Origin of the sequence: Micromonospora chersina (assembly GCF_900091475.1) — a bacterium.
In the GTDB taxonomy this organism is placed as follows: domain Bacteria; phylum Actinomycetota; class Actinomycetes; order Mycobacteriales; family Micromonosporaceae; genus Micromonospora; species Micromonospora chersina.
The window spans coordinates 2,933,769-2,949,105 of the sequence record NZ_FMIB01000002.1 but is presented as its reverse complement, the minus strand read 5'-3'; the positions used below and the strand labels follow the sequence as shown (position 1 = coordinate 2,949,105).

The following is a 15,337-nucleotide window of genomic DNA, read 5'->3' as shown; positions in this document are numbered from 1 at the left end:
CGGCCGGGCCCCTCGTCGTATCCCTGGTTCAGGACGTGACGCGTGCCGGTGGCGGGTAGACCGAGCCGTCCTGGGCGTCGAAGAGCATGAGGTCGTGCTCGCCGGCGAGCCGTTCGATGTCCAGCAGCACCTGGTCCGGGCAGGTGGGGAAGAGGTTCATCTCCACGTGGTCGCCGGCCGCGTGCAGCGGGGCGACCTCCCAGGGCGTGCCCGGGGCCGCCGGACGGTCGGGGTAGGTGGCCGTGACGGCCCGGTAGAAGGCGACCACCCGCGGGTCGGGGTAGCGCTCACCGTGCCGCCCCTCGCGGCACCGCTGCACCGCCGCCCGCACGTCGTCGGGCGTGGCCCCGGCCGGCAGGGCCCACACGCTCAGATCGAAACTCACGGCGGACAGCGTGCCATCCCCGGTCCGCGCCGTCACCCCTGCCCCGCCGCAGGGCAACCCGCCGATTACCGACAGGACGCCGGACGGTCCGCTGTGGAGACTCTTGCGTCGAGTTGCGTCGATTCGCTAGCGTACCCGTGCGGTCACTGGCTGAGTCGACGCACCGGCCCGTCTTCGGGTGGCGCGGTCGGCCGTCCGGCCCACCGGCCCGCACCCCTCGATTGCGCGAGCCACGCGCACTCGTCGCTGACCGGCCCCCACGGTCGTTGCCGAGACCGTGGGGGCCGATCGCGGTTCACGTCCCGGATGCGAAGGCGGGACGGCGCGGTCAGTGCCGGCGGTGGGCGAAGAGCGCCCGGTAGTCCGAGCCGTTGCGGAACCAGGCCAGTCCGGCCGGGCCCGCGGCGTACAGGGCGGTGGCGTAGGCGTCGGCCACCGCGAGGTCCGGGCCCACCACCGTGGCGGCGACCAGCTGGTCGGCGGGCTCACCGGTGTGCGGGTCCACCACGTGCCCCCGCCGCCCGGTCACCCCGGAGGTGCCCACGGCGCCGGCGGTCATCTCCAGCACCAGCGGCGCCCGCTTCGCGTCGGTCGGGTGGTGCACCGCGACCCGCCACGGGCCGCCGTGCGCGGCGTGGCCGCGGACGGTCAGGTCCGCGCCGGCCAGCACGGCGTAGTCGTGCACCCCGGCGGCGCGCAGCCGGGCCGCGGCCCGCTCCACCGCCCAGCCGCCGAGCAGGCCGCCCGGGTCGAAGCCGCCCGGCACCGCCCAGGCGTCGAACCATCCGTCGGTGGCCGCCCGCATCGCGGTGCAGCGGTCCACCAGGTCGGCCAGCGGCGGGTACGACTCGGGGGCGATCTCGCCCCGGCGCAGCTTCGACACCAGGCTGTCGGGCTGGTTCGGCCCGTAGGTCAGGTCGATGGCGCGCAGCTCGGCGACCGCGTCCCGGAGCGCCTCCCCGACGCCCCGGCGGCCCAGCCACTCGGGGGCGTTGAGCAGCAGCGAGTATTCCGCGGTGGAGGTGCGGACGGTGTGCCGGACGCTGATCCGGTCCCCGGTGGCGCCGCCGGCCCGCTCCAGCTTGTGGCTGCGGGTGCCGAGGCGGAGGTCGGGACGGCGGTGGCGGAAGGCGGACTGGTCGATCCACCGGTTGCGGGGCTGCTCGTCCGTCCAGCGGGCCCGCCGCTGCTCCTCGATCCGCATGACACCGACCCTAGGCAGCGGACATGACCGCACCATGAATGCCACCTGGGAGACTCCTGTGCATCGGGGCGTCCCGAATGCTGGAAGACGCGTACCGGGAGCCGGGACGGCGACGTACGGTTGCGCAGAACGACGAGGTGAGGGAGCGCCAGGTGGCACGCATTGCGGTGGTGGCCGGGGACGGCATCGGACCCGAGGTGGTCGCGCAGGCCCGCAAGGTCATCGACGCGGTGCTCCCCGGCGTCGAGGCCACGGAGTACGACCTGGGCGCGGCCCGCTACCACCGCACCGGCGAGGTGCTGCCCGACTCGGTCCTCGACGAGCTGGCCGGCCACGACGCCATCCTGCTCGGCGCGGTCGGCGACCCCACCGTGCCGCCGGGCGTGCTGGAGCGCGGCCTGCTGCTCAAGCTTCGGTTCGCCTTCGACCAGTACGTCAACCTCCGCCCCTCCCGGCTCTGGCCCGGCGTGACCGGCCCGCTGGCCGCCGTGAAGCCCGGCGAGGTCGACCTCGTGGTGGTCCGCGAGGGCACCGAGGGCCTCTACGCGGGCGCCGGCGGCTCGCTGCACCGGGACACCCCGGCCGAGGTGGCCACCGAGGAGAGCCTGAACACCCGGCACGGCGTCGAGCGGGTGATCCGCGACGCGTTCGCCCGGGCCCGCCGCCGGGAGCGGCGCAAGGTCACCCTCGTGCACAAGACGAACGTGCTCACCCACGCCGGCTCGCTGTGGGCGCGCGCCTTCGCGGCCGTCGCCGCCGAGCACCCCGACGTGACCACCGAGTACCAGCACGTCGACGCCGCCGCGATGTTCCTGGTGACAAACCCGTCGCGGTACGACGTGGTGGTCACCGACAACCTCTTCGGCGACATCCTCACCGACATCGCGGCCGCGGTGACCGGTGGCATCGGGCTGGCGGCCAGCGGCTGCATCAACCCGGAGGGGCGCTACCCGTCGATGTTCGAGCCGGTGCACGGCTCCGCGCCGGACATCGCCGGTAAGGGCGCCGCCGACCCGGTGGCCGCGGTGCTCTCCGCCGCGCTGCTGCTCGACCAGCTCGGCCACGCCGACGCCGCCGCGCGGGTCACCGCCGCGGTGGGCACCGAGCTCGCCGGGCGTACGCCGGGCGCGCCGCTGCGCACCGAGGAGGTCGGCGACCGGCTCGCCGGGTACGCCGTAGCCTGACCGGGCCGTCACCCTCGGCCCGGATGCGGGCCGCCAGACCCGTACCCGGGCCCGTTCGAGTCCCGGCCCGTGCGGGCCGCCCGTCCGGAGCGCGCGATGTGCCGGGGCGGAGCTATCCGCTGAACGACCGTTCGGGGTAAGTTTCTGGCACCAGTGACGTCGGCGTGCGATTCCGCATGCCGTGGACCCGCAGGGAGGTCAGCGCGATGAGCGGTGGTGACAAGCTCGATTTCGAGATCCGTCCGAATCCCGCGCCCGTATCCGCCGCCGACCGGGCCGCCCTGCTGGCGAACCCGGGCTTCGGCCGGGTGTTCACCGACCACATGGTGACCATCCGGTACGCCGAGGGCAAGGGCTGGTACGACGCCCGGGTGGAGGCACGCGCGCCGATCCCCATGGACCCGGCCGCCGCGGTCCTGCACTACGCGCAGGAGATCTTCGAGGGGCTGAAGGCGTACCGGACCGGCGACGGGTCGGTGACCATGTTCCGCCCGGAGGCCAACGCCGCCCGCTTCGTCGCCTCCGCCCACCGGCTGGCCATGCCGGAGCTGCCGGCGGAGACGTTCGTCGAGTCGCTGCGCCGGCTCGTCGAGATCGACCAGGACTGGATCCCGGAGCATGAGGACGCCAGCCTCTACCTGCGTCCGTTCATGTTCGCCAGCGAGGTCTTCCTCGGCGTCCGCCCGGCCAACGAATACCTCTACTGCGTGATCGCCTCGCCGGCCGGGGCGTACTTCTCGGGTGGGGTCAAGCCGGTGACGGTCTGGGTCTCGCCGGACTACACCCGGGCGGCGCCCGGCGGCACCGGCGCGGCCAAGTGCGGCGGCAACTACGCCGCGTCGCTCGCCGCCCAGGCCGAGGCCATCGAGGCCGGCTGCGACCAGGTGGTCTTCCTGGACGCGGTGGAGCGGCGCTTCGTCGACGAGCTGGGCGGCATGAACGTCTTCTTCGTCTACGACGACGACACCCTGGTCACCCCGCCGCTGACCGGCACCATCCTGCCGGGCATCACCCGCGACGCGATCCTCACCCTGGCCGCCGAGTCGGGGCACAAGGTGCAGGAGCGCCCGGTCAGCTTCGCCGACTGGCAGGCCGACGCGGCCAGCGGCCGGCTGCGCGAGGTGTTCGCCTGCGGCACCGCCGCGGTGATCACCCCGATCGGCGGGGTGCGCTTCCCGGACGGGGAGTTCCTGATCGGCGGCGGCGAGCCGGGCCGCTCCACCATGGCGCTGCGCCAGAAGCTTGTCGACATCCAGCGCGGCCGCGCCGAGGACCGGCACGGCTGGGTCACCCGCGTCCTCTGATCCCCGCTCGTCCCGCACGGCCGGCCCGTCCTCGACGGCGCCGGCCGTGCGCGTCCCGCGGCGGCGGTCAGTCGAGGAGGTGGGCCCGGAGGGCGCCGAGCTGGTCGTCGGTCACGCCGGCGTGGCGGAGGTAGCCCTCGGGCGAGCCGTAGCCCTCACGCAGCTCGGTGAGGAAGAGCATCATCGCCTCGGCGGGGGAGGCGAGGAACGGCGGCGGTGGCTCCTCGGCGCCCGGCACGGTGGCCCGGACCCAGGCGCTGAACCGCTCGGACGCGGCGGTGCTGAGCGCGTAGTCGGCGGCGATGTCCTCGTCGGGCACGCCGAGCACGGCGAGGGTGAGGCCGCAGACGATCCCGGTGCGGTCCTTGCCGGCGACGCAGTGCACCACCACGGGCGCGTTGGCGCTGTCGGCGATCAGGCCGACCGCCTCGGCCAGCCCGGCGGTGCCGGTGCGGGCCAGGTCGGCGTACCGGTCGGCGAGGTAGCGGGCCAGGTCGCTGCCGGGCTCGTACCGCCGCTCGGCCCAGTCCTCGTGCTCCGGGTGGATGTGCCGGTAGGTGAGCCCGTCGTAGGCGGGCACCCGGCCGTCCCGCGCCACCTCGGTGGGGCGGCGCAGGTCGATGACGGTGCGGATGCCGAGCGCGGTGAACGCGGCCTGGTCGGTCTCGTCGATGCGGTGCAGCGAGTCGGAGCGGTAGAGCCGGCGGTGCCGGACGGTGCGCCCGTCCCGGCTGCGGTAGCCGCCGACGTCGCGGAAGTTGAACAGCGCGGGGAAGGGGGTCTCCAGGGCGTCCACAGCTGACACGGTAACGGCCGGCGGGGCCACGATGTGCCCCGCCGGCCGCTGGTTGCAGGTGTCTCCGTTACCGGGCCGTGCCCGGCGGGATCGACGAGTACGTGTCGTCGTAGTAGCCGCCGAGCTTGTCCCGGTACGCCGGGTCCGTGTCGGTGGTCTCGTCGTACTCGGGCGCGGCCTTGATCTGGTCCTTGCTCCGGTCGACGTAGACCTTCCGCTCGTCGTGGTCGACGTGGTTGACGGTGCCGGCCGGCAGCATGACCTTCTTGCCGAAGATCCACGGACCGGTGTCCACCACGAGGAAACTGGAGTTCACCTCGTGGCTGGCCCGGTCCACCTTGCCGATCGAACCGTCAGTCGCCTCCACCTTGTAGCCGACCAGGTCCACACCGGTCACCCCGGCGTCGTCCCGGTAGCTCCACGGATCGAAACGCCCGGCGGGCGCGCCGCCCGCGAAGGCGCCCTGACCACCCTGGGTCAGCGGATCCGGCGTCCCGTGGGTCGTTCGAGGGTCGAGCCGCTCCATGGCGTCAACACTCCCTTTCTCGACTTCTGGGGGATGTGCCTGTCGGACCCGTTCATACCCGGATGCGAAGATCGATACACCAACCGGTTCAGGCCAGTGCGGCCTCCGCGTCCAGGGCCACCGCGGCGGCGTGCACGACGGACGCGATGCGCAGCGCCTCGTGCACCTGGTCGCGGCTGAACCCGGCGGCGCGCAGGGTCTTCTCGTGCGACTCCAGGCAGACGCCGCAGCCGGTGATCGCCGATACGGCGAGGGACCACAGCTCGAAGTCGACCTTCTCCACGCCGGGCCGGGCGATGATCTGCATCCGCAGCCGGGCCGGCAGCGAGGCGTACTGCTCGTCGCCGATGAGGTGCTTGGCCCGGTAGTAGACGTTGTTCATGGCCATGATGGTGGCCGCGCCCTTGGCCGCCTCGACGGCCTCGGGCGTGAGATGACCGGCCGCCTCGCCGGCGATCTCCCGCAGCACCACCGGGTTGCGGGCCGCCACCGCGCAGGCCAGGGCGGTGCCCCAGGCCTGCTCCGGCTTCAGGGTCGAGGTGGTGATGGTGGAGCCGAGGTTGAGCCGGATGTCCTTGGCGTACTCCGGCAGGGCCGCCTTGACCGCGTCCAGACCCATGCTCAGGCCCCGGCGCCGGCGAGCAGCGCGTTGGCGTCCAGGGTGGCGCCGCCCTTGTTCCAGTTGCACGGGCAGAGCTCGTCGGTCTGGAGGGCGTCGAGCACCCGCAGCACCTCGGAGACGTTCCGGCCGACCGAACCGGCGGTCACCATGGCGAACTGGATCTCGTTGTCCGGGTCGACGATGAAGGTGGCCCGCTGGGCGACGCCGTCCTCACCGAGCACGCCGCAGTCGGCGGTCAGCTCGCGCTTGATGTCGCTGAGCATCGGGAAGGGCAGCTCGCGCAGGTCCGGGTGGTCCTTGCGCCAGGCGTAGTGGACGAACTCGTTGTCCACGGAGACGCCGAGGACCTGGGCGTCCCGGTCGGCGAACTCGCCGTTGAGGCGGCCGAACTCGGCGATCTCGGTCGGGCAGATGAAGGTGAAGTCCTTCGGCCAGAAGAAGACGACGCGCCACTTGCCCTCGTAGGTCTTGTGGTTGATCGTCTCGAACGCCTTGTCGGCGTCGAGGGAGACGCAGGCGGTGAGTTCGTACTCGGGGAAGCGGTCACCGACAGTGAGCACGGGTCCTCCTTGACGGCGGCCGGGCGACGACGCCAGGCCGGTAACTTGATCTGTTCCAGATGCTTCCCCAGGCCGGTTCCCGCCGGACGCCGGGCGGGCGCCGTGTTAACCCGATCACGGGCCCGTCCCGCGATGTGGATTTCGCCTCCCAAAACCGGTGCGGGGTGGCAGAGTACGAGCCGTGACCAGCTCCGTCCTCATTATTGGCAGCTAGCGCGCCGGCCTTCCCTCTCGCCGAGCGCGCAGACCTCCCGCATCCGCGGGGGGTCTTTTTGTTGCTCCCCCCAGGTTCGAGAAGAGGAACTCCCATGACCTTCCAGGTGTACGACACGACGCTGCGCGACGGCGCCCAGCGCGAGGGGCTCAGCTACTCGGTGGTCGACAAGCTGGCGGTGGCCCGCCTCCTCGACGACCTCGGGGTCGGCTTCATCGAGGGCGGCTGGCCGGGCGCGGTGCCCAAGGACACCGAGTTCTTCCGCCGGGCCCGCACCGAACTGGAACTGCGGCACGCGGTCCTGGTCGCCTTCGGGGCCACCCGCAAGGCCGGCGTCGCGGTCGAGGACGACCCGCAGGTGCGCGGGCTGCTGGACGCGGGCACCCCGGCCGTGGCGCTCGTCGCCAAGGCGGACCTGCGGCACGTCGAGCGGGCGCTGCGCACCACCGCCGACGAGAACCTGGCGATGATCCGGGACACGGTCGCGTACCTGGTGGCGCAGGGGCGGCGGGTCTTCGTCGACGGCGAGCACTTCTACGACGGTCACCGGTACGACCCGGCGTACACCGCCGCGGTGGCGGAGACCGCGCTGGCCGCCGGCGCCGAACGGTTCGTCCTCTGCGACACCAACGGCGGGATGCTGCCCTCCCAGGTCACCGCCGCGATCACCGACCTCGCCGCCCGCACCGGGATCGCCCCCGAACGGCTCGGCATGCACGCCCAGAACGACACCGCCTGCGCGGTGGCCAACACGATCGCCGCGGTCGAGGCCGGCGTCCGGCACGTCCAGGGCACCGCCAACGGGTACGGCGAGCGCCCCGGCAACGCCGACCTGTTCGCGATCGTGGCCAACCTCCAACTCAAGCTCGGCATGCCCGTCCTACCGGAGGGCTGCCTGGAACAGATGGTGCGGGTCTCGCACGCCATCGCCGAGATCGCCAACATCGCCCCCGACACCCACCAGGCCTACGTCGGGGCCGCCGCCTTCGCCCACAAGGCGGGGCTGCACGCGAGCGCGATCAAGGTCGACCCGTTGCTCTACAACCACGTGGATCCCTCGGTGGTGGGCAACGACATGCGGATCCTGGTGACCGAGATGGCCGGCCGGGCCAGCGTCGAGCTCAAGAGCCGCGAGCTGGGCCTGGACCTGGCCGGCCATCCGGACGCCCTGTCCCGGGTCACCAACAGGGTCAAGGAGCTGGAGGCCGGCGGCTGGTCGTTCGAGGCCGCCGACGCCTCGTTCGAGCTGCTGGTCCGCTCCGAGCTGCCGGACGCCGCGCCGGCCCGGCCGTTCGCGCTGGAGTCCTACCGGGTGCTTGTCGAGCACCGCGAGGACGGCGCGGTGGTCTCCGAGGCCACCGTCAAGATCCGGGTACGCGGCGAGCGCGTCATCGCCACCGCCGAGGGGAACGGCCCGGTCAACGCCCTCGACGAGGCGCTGCGGGTGGCGCTCGCCCGGCACTACCCGGAGCTGCGCGAGTTCGAGCTGGCCGACTACAAGGTCCGCATCCTGGAGGGCAGCCACGGCACCGGCGCGGTGACCCGGGTGCTCGTGGAGACCGCCGGGGCCGGCCGCGACTGGACCACTGTCGGCGTCCACCCCAACGTGGTCGAGGCCAGCTGGCACGCCCTGGTCGACGCCCTCACCTACGGCCTGGACCGGGCGCGGGTCTGACGCCGGCTCACCCGGCGGGCAGCCGCAGCTCGGCCAGCACGGCGCGGTGGTCGCTGCCCGGCACGGCGTACACGTCGACGCCGCGGACCGCGATGCGCCGGTCGACAAGCACGTGGTCGATGGTGACCGGCGGGATGGGGTCGCCGTCGTACGGGCCCCAGGTGCCGGAGAGCCCGGCGCCGGCCGCGGCGGCGGCGTCGACGTAGCCGGTGTCGATCAGGTCGCGCAGCGGCGCGTGGTCGAGGGTGGCGTTGAAGTCGCCGGCCAGGACGCTCAACCCGCCCTGCGGGGTGGCCGGCGGCTGGGCCCGCAGGTCGGTCCACCAGTCCGGCACCACCTCGACGGCGTACGGGGCGGCCGGGTGCGCCGACTCCACCCGCAGCGGCGGCGCGCCCGGCACCGCCACCGTCCCGTACGCCTGGCTGAAGAAGAAGCCCTGGTTGCGCCGGTAGCCGGTGCCGCTGAGCGGGTGGCGCGCGTACAGGCCGGAGCCGGTGGTGCCGACCTCGGGGTTCAGCATCCGGTAGGGCAGCAGGGTCGCCAGCCCGAGCCGGTCCAGCTCGGCCGCGGCCTGCGGGGTGAACTCCTGCACGGCCAGCACGTCCACCCGGTGAGTGCGTACCAGCTCGACCAGCCGCGCCGGGTCGGCGCCGCCCTTGAGCAGGTTGGCGGTGAGCAGCCGGAGCACGGGCCCGTCGACCGCGGGCCGGTCGTCGCGGACGACGCGCGGCGCCACCGCGCCGAGCAGGGCCAGGGCGGCGAGCGCCGCGACCATCGCGGGCGCGCGGCGCCGGAGGGCGAGCGCCAGCGCCACAGCGGCCGGCGCGGCGGCGGCGACGTACGGCGTGAAGGCGACCGCCTGCACCAGCGGCCCCCGTTCCAGCCCGGCCAGCCGGAGCACCGCCCAGGCGGCCACGGGCGCGACCGCCAGCCAGCAGGCGATCGTGGCGAACCGGCGGACCCGGGTGCCGGCCGGTCCCGGCCCACTCGTCGTGATCACGGCCGTCACGCTACCGGCCGGCCGCCCGCGGCGGTGTACCCGCGTTCATTTCGTGAATGGCCGGACCCTCGCCTCTCACAATTGTCGAAAGCGCATTTCGAATGGCGCGTCGTAAATGTGAACCATTGACCCTCCGCATTTTGCGGTGTTAGGTTCCACGTGGTCGAGGCGTCGCGACTCTCCGTAGTAAGCCCAGTTCAGAGCCAGGTGTAGCTCGACATTCACGGTGCGCTGACGACGTGGGTCCCCCGATGGCCCGCAATTTTCCGCACCTGGCTTCGCGTGCCGAATTCAGCCGTCCCGCACCGCACGCGGGTCGGCCGTGTCACCACGGTCACACAAGGGAGATCTGTCATGGCCACATTCCTCAAGCGCAAGGCGACGGTGGTGGCCCTCGCCGCGCTGTCCCTCACCCTGGCCGGCGGGGGTATCGCGGCAGCCGCCAACCCGGCGGCGAAGACCGCGGCCGAGGCCGGGCAGCCCGGCGCTCGGCAGCCCGGCCACCAGCCTCCGGTGACCGCCGCCGAGAGCCGGGCGGCGAAGGCGGCACTGAACGCCACCCTCGCCGCGCCCACCCCCGGCCTGGTCGCCTGGGCGGTGGTGAGTGCCAACGGGACCCTGCTCCAGCACTCGGCGAACGTCGTGAGCGCCAAGAAGTTCTCGCCGTCGGTGCCGGGCCAGTTCGCCGGGCAGTACCAGGTGACGCTCGACTACGACATCCACCTCAAGTCGCTGCACGCGACAATCGGCACCAACGACCCGGCGAACGTCCCGCCGGGCGGCGAGGTCTCGGTGGCGCCCCGCTACCTGACCCCGAACGCCGTCTTCGTCCAGACCCGCAGTTCCTCCGGCGGGTACGCCGACCGGCCGTTCCACCTGGTCATCGCCAACTGACGGCGGGCCGCCACGCCGGCCCCCGCGCCACGCGGGGGCCGGCCGGCCCGCTTCGGGTGGGCCTGGGGTGCCCGGGGCCCGCTCGCGCCGTTGCCGACCGGCCGGGGGAGTCGTCCCGATCCGGGGCGGAAAGGGACGCCGAGGGGCCGATAATCCGACGTTTGTCCGTACGTCGGCACGGGAAGCAAGCACCGTGACGGACATCTCGGACACCCTGGCCAGCGTGCCCAGCCCGGTCGATGCCGACGCGAGCGGCGTCGAGCTGGAACAGACCCTCTTCGAGGTCAAACGCGTGATCGTGGGGCAGGATCGCCTCGTCGACCGCCTGCTCACCGCCCTGATCGCCGACGGCCACTGCCTGCTGGAGGGCGTGCCGGGGGTGGCCAAGACCCTCGCGGCGCAGACCCTCGCCACGGTGGTCGGCGGCACCTTCTCCCGGATCCAGTTCACCCCCGACCTGGTTCCCTCCGACATCGTCGGCACCCGCATCTACCGGGCCTCCAGCGAGGCGTTCGACGTGGAGCTGGGCCCGATCATGGCGAACCTGGTGCTCGCCGACGAGATCAACCGGGCCCCGGCCAAGGTGCAGTCGGCGCTGCTGGAGGCGATGGCCGAGCGGCAGGTCTCCATCGGCGGCCGGAGCTGGCCCGTCCCCGATCCGTTCCTCGTGCTGGCCACCCAGAACCCGATCGAGTCGGAGGGGGTCTACCAGCTCCCCGAGGCGCAGCGCGACCGCTTCCTCATGAAGATCGTCGTCGGCTACCCGAGCGACGCCGACGAGCTGGCCATCCTCTACCGGATGAGCACCGAGCGGCCCACCGCGCGACCGGTGCTCGACCCGTCCCGGCTGCGCGCGCTCCAGCGCCGCGCCGCCGACATCTTCGTCCACCACGCGCTCGCCGAGTACGTGGTCCGGCTCATCCTCGCCACCCGGGACCCGGGGCGGTTCGGGCTGTCCGAGATCGCGCCGCTGCTGGCGTACGGTGCGAGCCCGCGGGCCACCCTCGGCCTGGTGGCGGCGGCCCGGGCGCAGGCGCTGATCCACGGCCGGGACCACGTCCTCCCCGAGGACATCCGGGACCTGGCGGTGGACGTACTGGCGCACCGGCTGGTGCTCTCCTTCGACGCGGTGGCCGACGGGATCTCCGCCGAGACGCTGGTCCGCCGGCTGGTCGAGGCGGTGCCGCCACCCCGGGTGGTCACCGGGCACCCGGAGGCGGCGCCCGACCTGGCGGCGGCATGAGGCGCCGGGACGCGCCCGTCCTGCCCGAGCCCGGGCTGGCCGACCTCGCCCCCGACCAGCGACTGCGCCGGCTGGAACTGACCGTCACCCGGCGGCTCGACGGCCTGCTGCACGGCCAGTACCGCGGCCTGCTGCCCGGGCCGGGCAGCGAGGCGGCCGGAAGCCGGGAGTACCGCCCCGGCGAGGACGAGGTACGCCGGATGGACTGGGCCGTCACCGCCCGGACCACCGTCCCGCACGTGCGCGAGGTCGACGCGGACCGCGAGCTGACCACGTGGCTGCTTGTCGACGCCAGCCCCAGCATGGAGTACGGCACGGCCACCCTGGACAAACGGGAACTGGCGGTGGCCGCCGTGGCGGCGATCGGCTTCCTGACCGCCGGCGTCGGCAACCGCCTCGGCGGCCAGGTGCTCACCCCGGAGGGCGTCCGCCGGTTCCCGGCCCGGGGCGGGCGTACCCACCTGCTCGGGCTGCTTCGCGCGTTGCTGGGCGCGCCGCGCACCGACGGGCACCGGCACGCGCCCCCGCCGACCCTGGCCGACGGGCTGGACGGGCTGCACCGGGTGGCCACCCGGCGCGGGCTGGTGGTGGTCGTCTCCGACTTCCTCGACGGGCTGCCCGACGACCCCGACGCCACCCCGGCCTGGGAGACCGTGGTGCGCCGGCTGGCCGTCCGGCACCAGGTGCTCGCCGTCGAGGTCACCGACCCGCGCGAGCTGGAACTGCCCGACGTCGGGCTGGTCACCCTTGTCGACCCGGAGACCGGCCGCCACCGCGAGGTGTGGACCGGGGACCCGGGCCTGCGCGAGCGGTTCGCGCAGGCCGCCGCGGCCCAGCGCGACCAGGTCCGGCACGCGCTGCGCCGGTCCGGGGCGACCCACCTGGCGTTGCGTACCGACCGGGACTGGAGCGCGGACATCGTCCGGCACGTGCACGCCCAGCGCCGGCTGGCCGCCGCGCCCGCCGCGGCCCGGGGAGGTGCGGCGTGACCTGGCAGTCACCCGCCCGCCTCTGGCTCCTGCTCGGCGTCGCCGCGCTTGTCGTCGGCTATGTCGTCATACAGCGCCGGCAGAGCCGCTACGCGGTCCGCTTCACCAACCTGCGGCTGCTGGACCGGGTCGCCCCGCAGCGGCCTGCCTGGCGCCGCCACGTGCCGGCGGGCCTCTTCCTCGCCATGCTCGCGCTGCTGGTGGTCGGCTTCGCCCGGCCCAACGCCGAGGTGCGGGTGCCCCGGGAGCGGGCCACAGTGATGGTGGCCGTGGACGTCTCCACCTCGATGCTGGCCGGCGACGTCGACCCGGACCGGCTGACCGCCGCCAAGGAGGCCGCCCGCCGGTTCGTCGACGGGCTCCCGGACGAGTTCAACGTGGGTCTCGTGGCGTTCGCCGGCAGCGCGGCGGTGCTGGTGCCGCCGAGCACCGACCGGGACGCCCTGCACGAGGGGATCGAGCGGCTCGCCGAAGGCATCACCGGGGTGCAGGGCACGGCCATCGGGGAGGCGATCAGCACCTCCCTGGGAGCGGTGAAGAGCCTCGACGCGAAGGCGGCGAAGGACCCGCCGCCCGCGCGCATCATCGTCCTCTCCGACGGCGCGAACACCTCCGGGATGGACCCCATGGAGGCGGCCGGCCAGGCCGTGGCGGCCAAGGTGCCGGTGCACACCATCTCGTTCGGCACGCCGTCCGGCTCGGTGGACCGGGGCGGGCGGGCGATCCAGGTGCCGGTCGACGGGCAGACCCTCAAGGCGGTCGCCGACGAGACCGGCGGCGGCTTCCACGAGGCGTCCACCAGCGAGGAGCTGCGTGCCGTCTACGAGGACATCGGCACGTCGGTGGGCTACCGCAAGGAACGGCAGGACATCTCGGCCCGCTTCATCGGCCTCGGGCTGGTCTTCGCCATGGGAGCCGCCGCCGGTTCGCTGCGGTGGTTCTCCCGGCTGCCCTGACCCGCGCACCACGACCGGACGACGCACGAGACGTGAGGAGTTCAGGTATGGCAGTGCAGACCGGACTCGGCGAGCCGCGCGGCCCGTGGTTCGTCTCGCCGGAGCTGGACCCGGACGGACGCGGGCGCTGGGACGTACCCGGGTCCGAGCGGGAGGCGGCACGGCGGAGCTGGCGCGGCCGGCTGCTGAGCGCGGCGGCGGTGGTGGCCCTCTCCACCGTCTCGGGGGCGGCGGCCGGCACGTGGGCGGCCGACCGGGACGCCCCCGGCCCGGCGGCGGCCTCCGCCGCGCCGGTGCCGGCGGAACTGGTCACCGCCGCCGAGAAGACCGTCCCCGGGGTGGTCTCGGTCATGGTGGGCGGGGCATCCGGCGCCTCGGCCTCCGGCTCCGGCTTCGCCATCGACAACGAGCAGCACATCGTCACCAACGACCACATCCTGGCCAAGGGCGGTTCCGGACCGGTGACGGTGGAGACGTCCGACGGGCGCCGGTTCACCGCCGAGGTGGTGGGGCGGGAGCCCGGCAGCGACCTGGCGGTGCTGAAGGTCCCGGCGGCGGCCCGGCTGTCGGCGCTGCCGCTGGCCAAGCCGAACTCCACCCGGGTGGGCGAGCCGGTGCTCGCGGTCGGCTCGCCGCTCGGCCTGGCCGGCACCGTCACCGCCGGTATCGTCAGCGCGCTCAACCGGCAGGTCCGCATCGGCAACGGCCGGCACACCGCGGTGCAGACCGACGCCTCCATCAACCCGGGCAACTCGGGCGGGCCCCTGGTCAACGCGCGGGGTGAGGTGGTCGGGGTGAACACGGCCATCGCCACCATCGACGGCAACGGCTCGATCGGCATCGGGTTCGCCATCCCGATCGACCAGGTCCAGCAGACCGCGGACACCATCATCGGGCGGGGCGGCTGACCGGTCCCGCGGTCCTGACCTGCGCCGGCGTGCCGAACGTCCGGCCGGAAGGTCAGAAGTGTCGGATATCCGGCCTGGGACCATCGGGCCATGGAAATATTACGCTGAGTATGGATACTGGCGGAGGTGGAGCAAGCTGTCATCGCGGCCCTCCTCCTGGTGGGCCTGGTCATCGGCGCCGGTGTCGGCGCGTCGTACGCCCGCGCGCAGCGGGGTTGGAAGGACTACAAGACCATCCGGACCACCGTCCCGGGCGCCCGGCGCACCGCCTGGATGGCGACCCGTGCGGTGATCACCAAGATCGGCGTGATCGCGCTGCTGCTGTTCGGGGCGGCGGCGTACGCGGCGTCCGGGTCGGACCACGACCGCGCGGGCCCCGGCCCCACCCCGACCCCGACCGTGACCGCCACCCCGGGCCACCGCGCCGGGCGTTAGCCTCGGGGCGTGGACGACGGACTGCGGGTGACCGACCGGCTCGTGCTGCCCGACGCCGAGCTGCGGGAACGCTTCTCCCGCTCGTCCGGCCCGGGTGGCCAGGGGGTGAACACGACCGACTCGCGGGTGGAGCTGAGCTTCGACCTGGCCGGGTCGCCGAGCGTGCCCGAGACGCTGCGCGCCCGCGCCCTGGACCGGCTCGCCGGCCGGCTGGTCGACGGGGTGCTGACAGTGGCGGCCAGCGAGCACCGGGCGCAGTTGGCCAACCGCGAGGCGGCCCGCGAGCGGATGGCCGCCCTGCTGCGCGAGGCGGTCGCGCCGCCGCCGAAGCCGCGCCGCCCCACCCGCCCGTCCCGCGCCGCCAAGGAGCGCCGGCTGGCCGAGAAGAAGCGGCAGTCCCAGCGCAAGCGCGACCGCCGGGTGGACGGGGACTGACCGCGGG

The 15,337-nt window shown here is 73.8% G+C and carries 17 protein-coding genes; 10 read left to right on the top strand and 7 right to left on the bottom strand.

Annotated elements, in window-relative coordinates; translation table 11 throughout:
• Positions 1-28: 28 nt before the first annotated feature.
• Positions 29-385, bottom strand: coding sequence for a hypothetical protein (locus GA0070603_RS13400; protein ID WP_208862875.1), 357 nt, complete (start codon positions 383-385; stop codon positions 29-31).
• Between the two features lie 328 nt (positions 386-713).
• Positions 714-1,589 carry an FAD:protein FMN transferase gene (locus GA0070603_RS13395; RefSeq protein WP_091312663.1) on the bottom strand — a complete coding sequence of 292 codons (876 nt, stop codon included), beginning with the start codon at positions 1,587-1,589 and terminating at the stop codon, positions 714-716.
• A gap of 152 nt (positions 1,590-1,741) precedes the next feature.
• On the opposite strand from GA0070603_RS13395, the gene GA0070603_RS13390 reads away from it, so the two are divergent.
• Positions 1,742-2,773 (top strand): 3-isopropylmalate dehydrogenase, encoded by a 1,032-nt coding sequence (locus GA0070603_RS13390; protein ID WP_091312660.1) that lies wholly within the window; start codon positions 1,742-1,744, stop codon positions 2,771-2,773.
• A gap of 206 nt (positions 2,774-2,979) precedes the next feature.
• Positions 2,980-4,077 (top strand): branched-chain amino acid aminotransferase, encoded by a 1,098-nt coding sequence (locus GA0070603_RS13385; RefSeq protein ID WP_091312657.1) that lies wholly within the window; start codon positions 2,980-2,982, stop codon positions 4,075-4,077.
• Between the two features lie 67 nt (positions 4,078-4,144).
• On the opposite strand, the gene GA0070603_RS13380 is transcribed toward GA0070603_RS13385, so the two are convergent.
• The 4 genes from GA0070603_RS13380 to GA0070603_RS13365 all read right to left on the bottom strand — a co-directional run bounded on the left by GA0070603_RS13380 (position 4,145) and on the right by GA0070603_RS13365 (position 6,581).
• Positions 4,145-4,882, bottom strand: coding sequence for a tyrosine-protein phosphatase (locus tag GA0070603_RS13380; protein WP_091321915.1), 738 nt, complete (start codon positions 4,880-4,882; stop codon positions 4,145-4,147).
• A 58-nt stretch (positions 4,883-4,940) separates the two neighbouring features.
• Positions 4,941-5,399, bottom strand: coding sequence for a PRC-barrel domain-containing protein (locus GA0070603_RS13375; protein WP_091312653.1), 459 nt, complete (start codon positions 5,397-5,399; stop codon positions 4,941-4,943).
• 88 nt (positions 5,400-5,487) lie between these two features.
• Positions 5,488-6,018, bottom strand: a complete 531-nt coding sequence (gene ahpD / locus GA0070603_RS13370) for an alkylhydroperoxidase, AhpD family (protein WP_091312650.1) — start codon at positions 6,016-6,018, stop codon at positions 5,488-5,490.
• A gap of 2 nt (positions 6,019-6,020) precedes the next feature.
• Complete coding sequence (locus GA0070603_RS13365; RefSeq protein WP_091312648.1) at positions 6,021-6,581, bottom strand: peroxiredoxin; 561 nt, start codon at positions 6,579-6,581, stop codon at positions 6,021-6,023.
• A 308-nt stretch (positions 6,582-6,889) separates the two neighbouring features.
• Here GA0070603_RS13365 and cimA point away from each other — a divergent pair, with 308 nt between their 5' ends.
• Complete coding sequence (cimA, locus tag GA0070603_RS13360) at positions 6,890-8,470, top strand: citramalate synthase (protein ID WP_091312639.1); 1,581 nt, start codon at positions 6,890-6,892, stop codon at positions 8,468-8,470.
• Between the two features lie 7 nt (positions 8,471-8,477).
• Here cimA and GA0070603_RS13355 read toward each other — a convergent pair whose 3' ends face one another.
• Positions 8,478-9,413 carry an endonuclease/exonuclease/phosphatase family protein gene (locus tag GA0070603_RS13355; protein ID WP_091321914.1) on the bottom strand — a complete coding sequence of 312 codons (936 nt, stop codon included), beginning with the start codon at positions 9,411-9,413 and terminating at the stop codon, positions 8,478-8,480.
• Positions 9,414-9,824: 411 nt separating this feature from the next.
• Here GA0070603_RS13355 and GA0070603_RS13350 point away from each other — a divergent pair, with 411 nt between their 5' ends.
• The 7 genes from GA0070603_RS13350 (at position 9,825) to arfB (ending at position 15,330) form a co-directional block, all read left to right on the top strand.
• Positions 9,825-10,364: a hypothetical protein gene (locus tag GA0070603_RS13350; RefSeq protein ID WP_091312636.1), complete on the top strand. Its 540-nt coding sequence runs from the start codon at positions 9,825-9,827 to the stop codon at positions 10,362-10,364.
• A gap of 193 nt (positions 10,365-10,557) precedes the next feature.
• Positions 10,558-11,607, top strand: a complete 1,050-nt coding sequence (locus GA0070603_RS13345) for an AAA family ATPase (RefSeq protein WP_091312633.1) — start codon at positions 10,558-10,560, stop codon at positions 11,605-11,607.
• A complete protein-coding gene (locus GA0070603_RS13340; RefSeq protein ID WP_091312630.1) occupies positions 11,604-12,596 on the top strand; it encodes a DUF58 domain-containing protein in 993 nt (330 codons plus the stop codon). The genes GA0070603_RS13345 and GA0070603_RS13340 overlap by 4 nt, the downstream gene beginning before the upstream one ends.
• Positions 12,593-13,552 (top strand): VWA domain-containing protein, encoded by a 960-nt coding sequence (locus GA0070603_RS13335; RefSeq protein ID WP_091312627.1) that lies wholly within the window; start codon positions 12,593-12,595, stop codon positions 13,550-13,552. The genes GA0070603_RS13340 and GA0070603_RS13335 overlap by 4 nt, the downstream gene beginning before the upstream one ends.
• A gap of 47 nt (positions 13,553-13,599) precedes the next feature.
• Positions 13,600-14,460 (top strand): S1C family serine protease, encoded by an 861-nt coding sequence (locus tag GA0070603_RS13330; protein WP_091312621.1) that lies wholly within the window; start codon positions 13,600-13,602, stop codon positions 14,458-14,460.
• Between the two features lie 126 nt (positions 14,461-14,586).
• Positions 14,587-14,895: a hypothetical protein gene (locus GA0070603_RS13325; protein ID WP_091312616.1), complete on the top strand. Its 309-nt coding sequence runs from the start codon at positions 14,587-14,589 to the stop codon at positions 14,893-14,895.
• Positions 14,896-14,904: 9 nt separating this feature from the next.
• Positions 14,905-15,330 (top strand): alternative ribosome rescue aminoacyl-tRNA hydrolase ArfB, encoded by a 426-nt coding sequence (gene arfB, locus GA0070603_RS13320; protein ID WP_091312612.1) that lies wholly within the window; start codon positions 14,905-14,907, stop codon positions 15,328-15,330.
• The last annotated feature ends 7 nt before the right edge of the window (positions 15,331-15,337 follow it).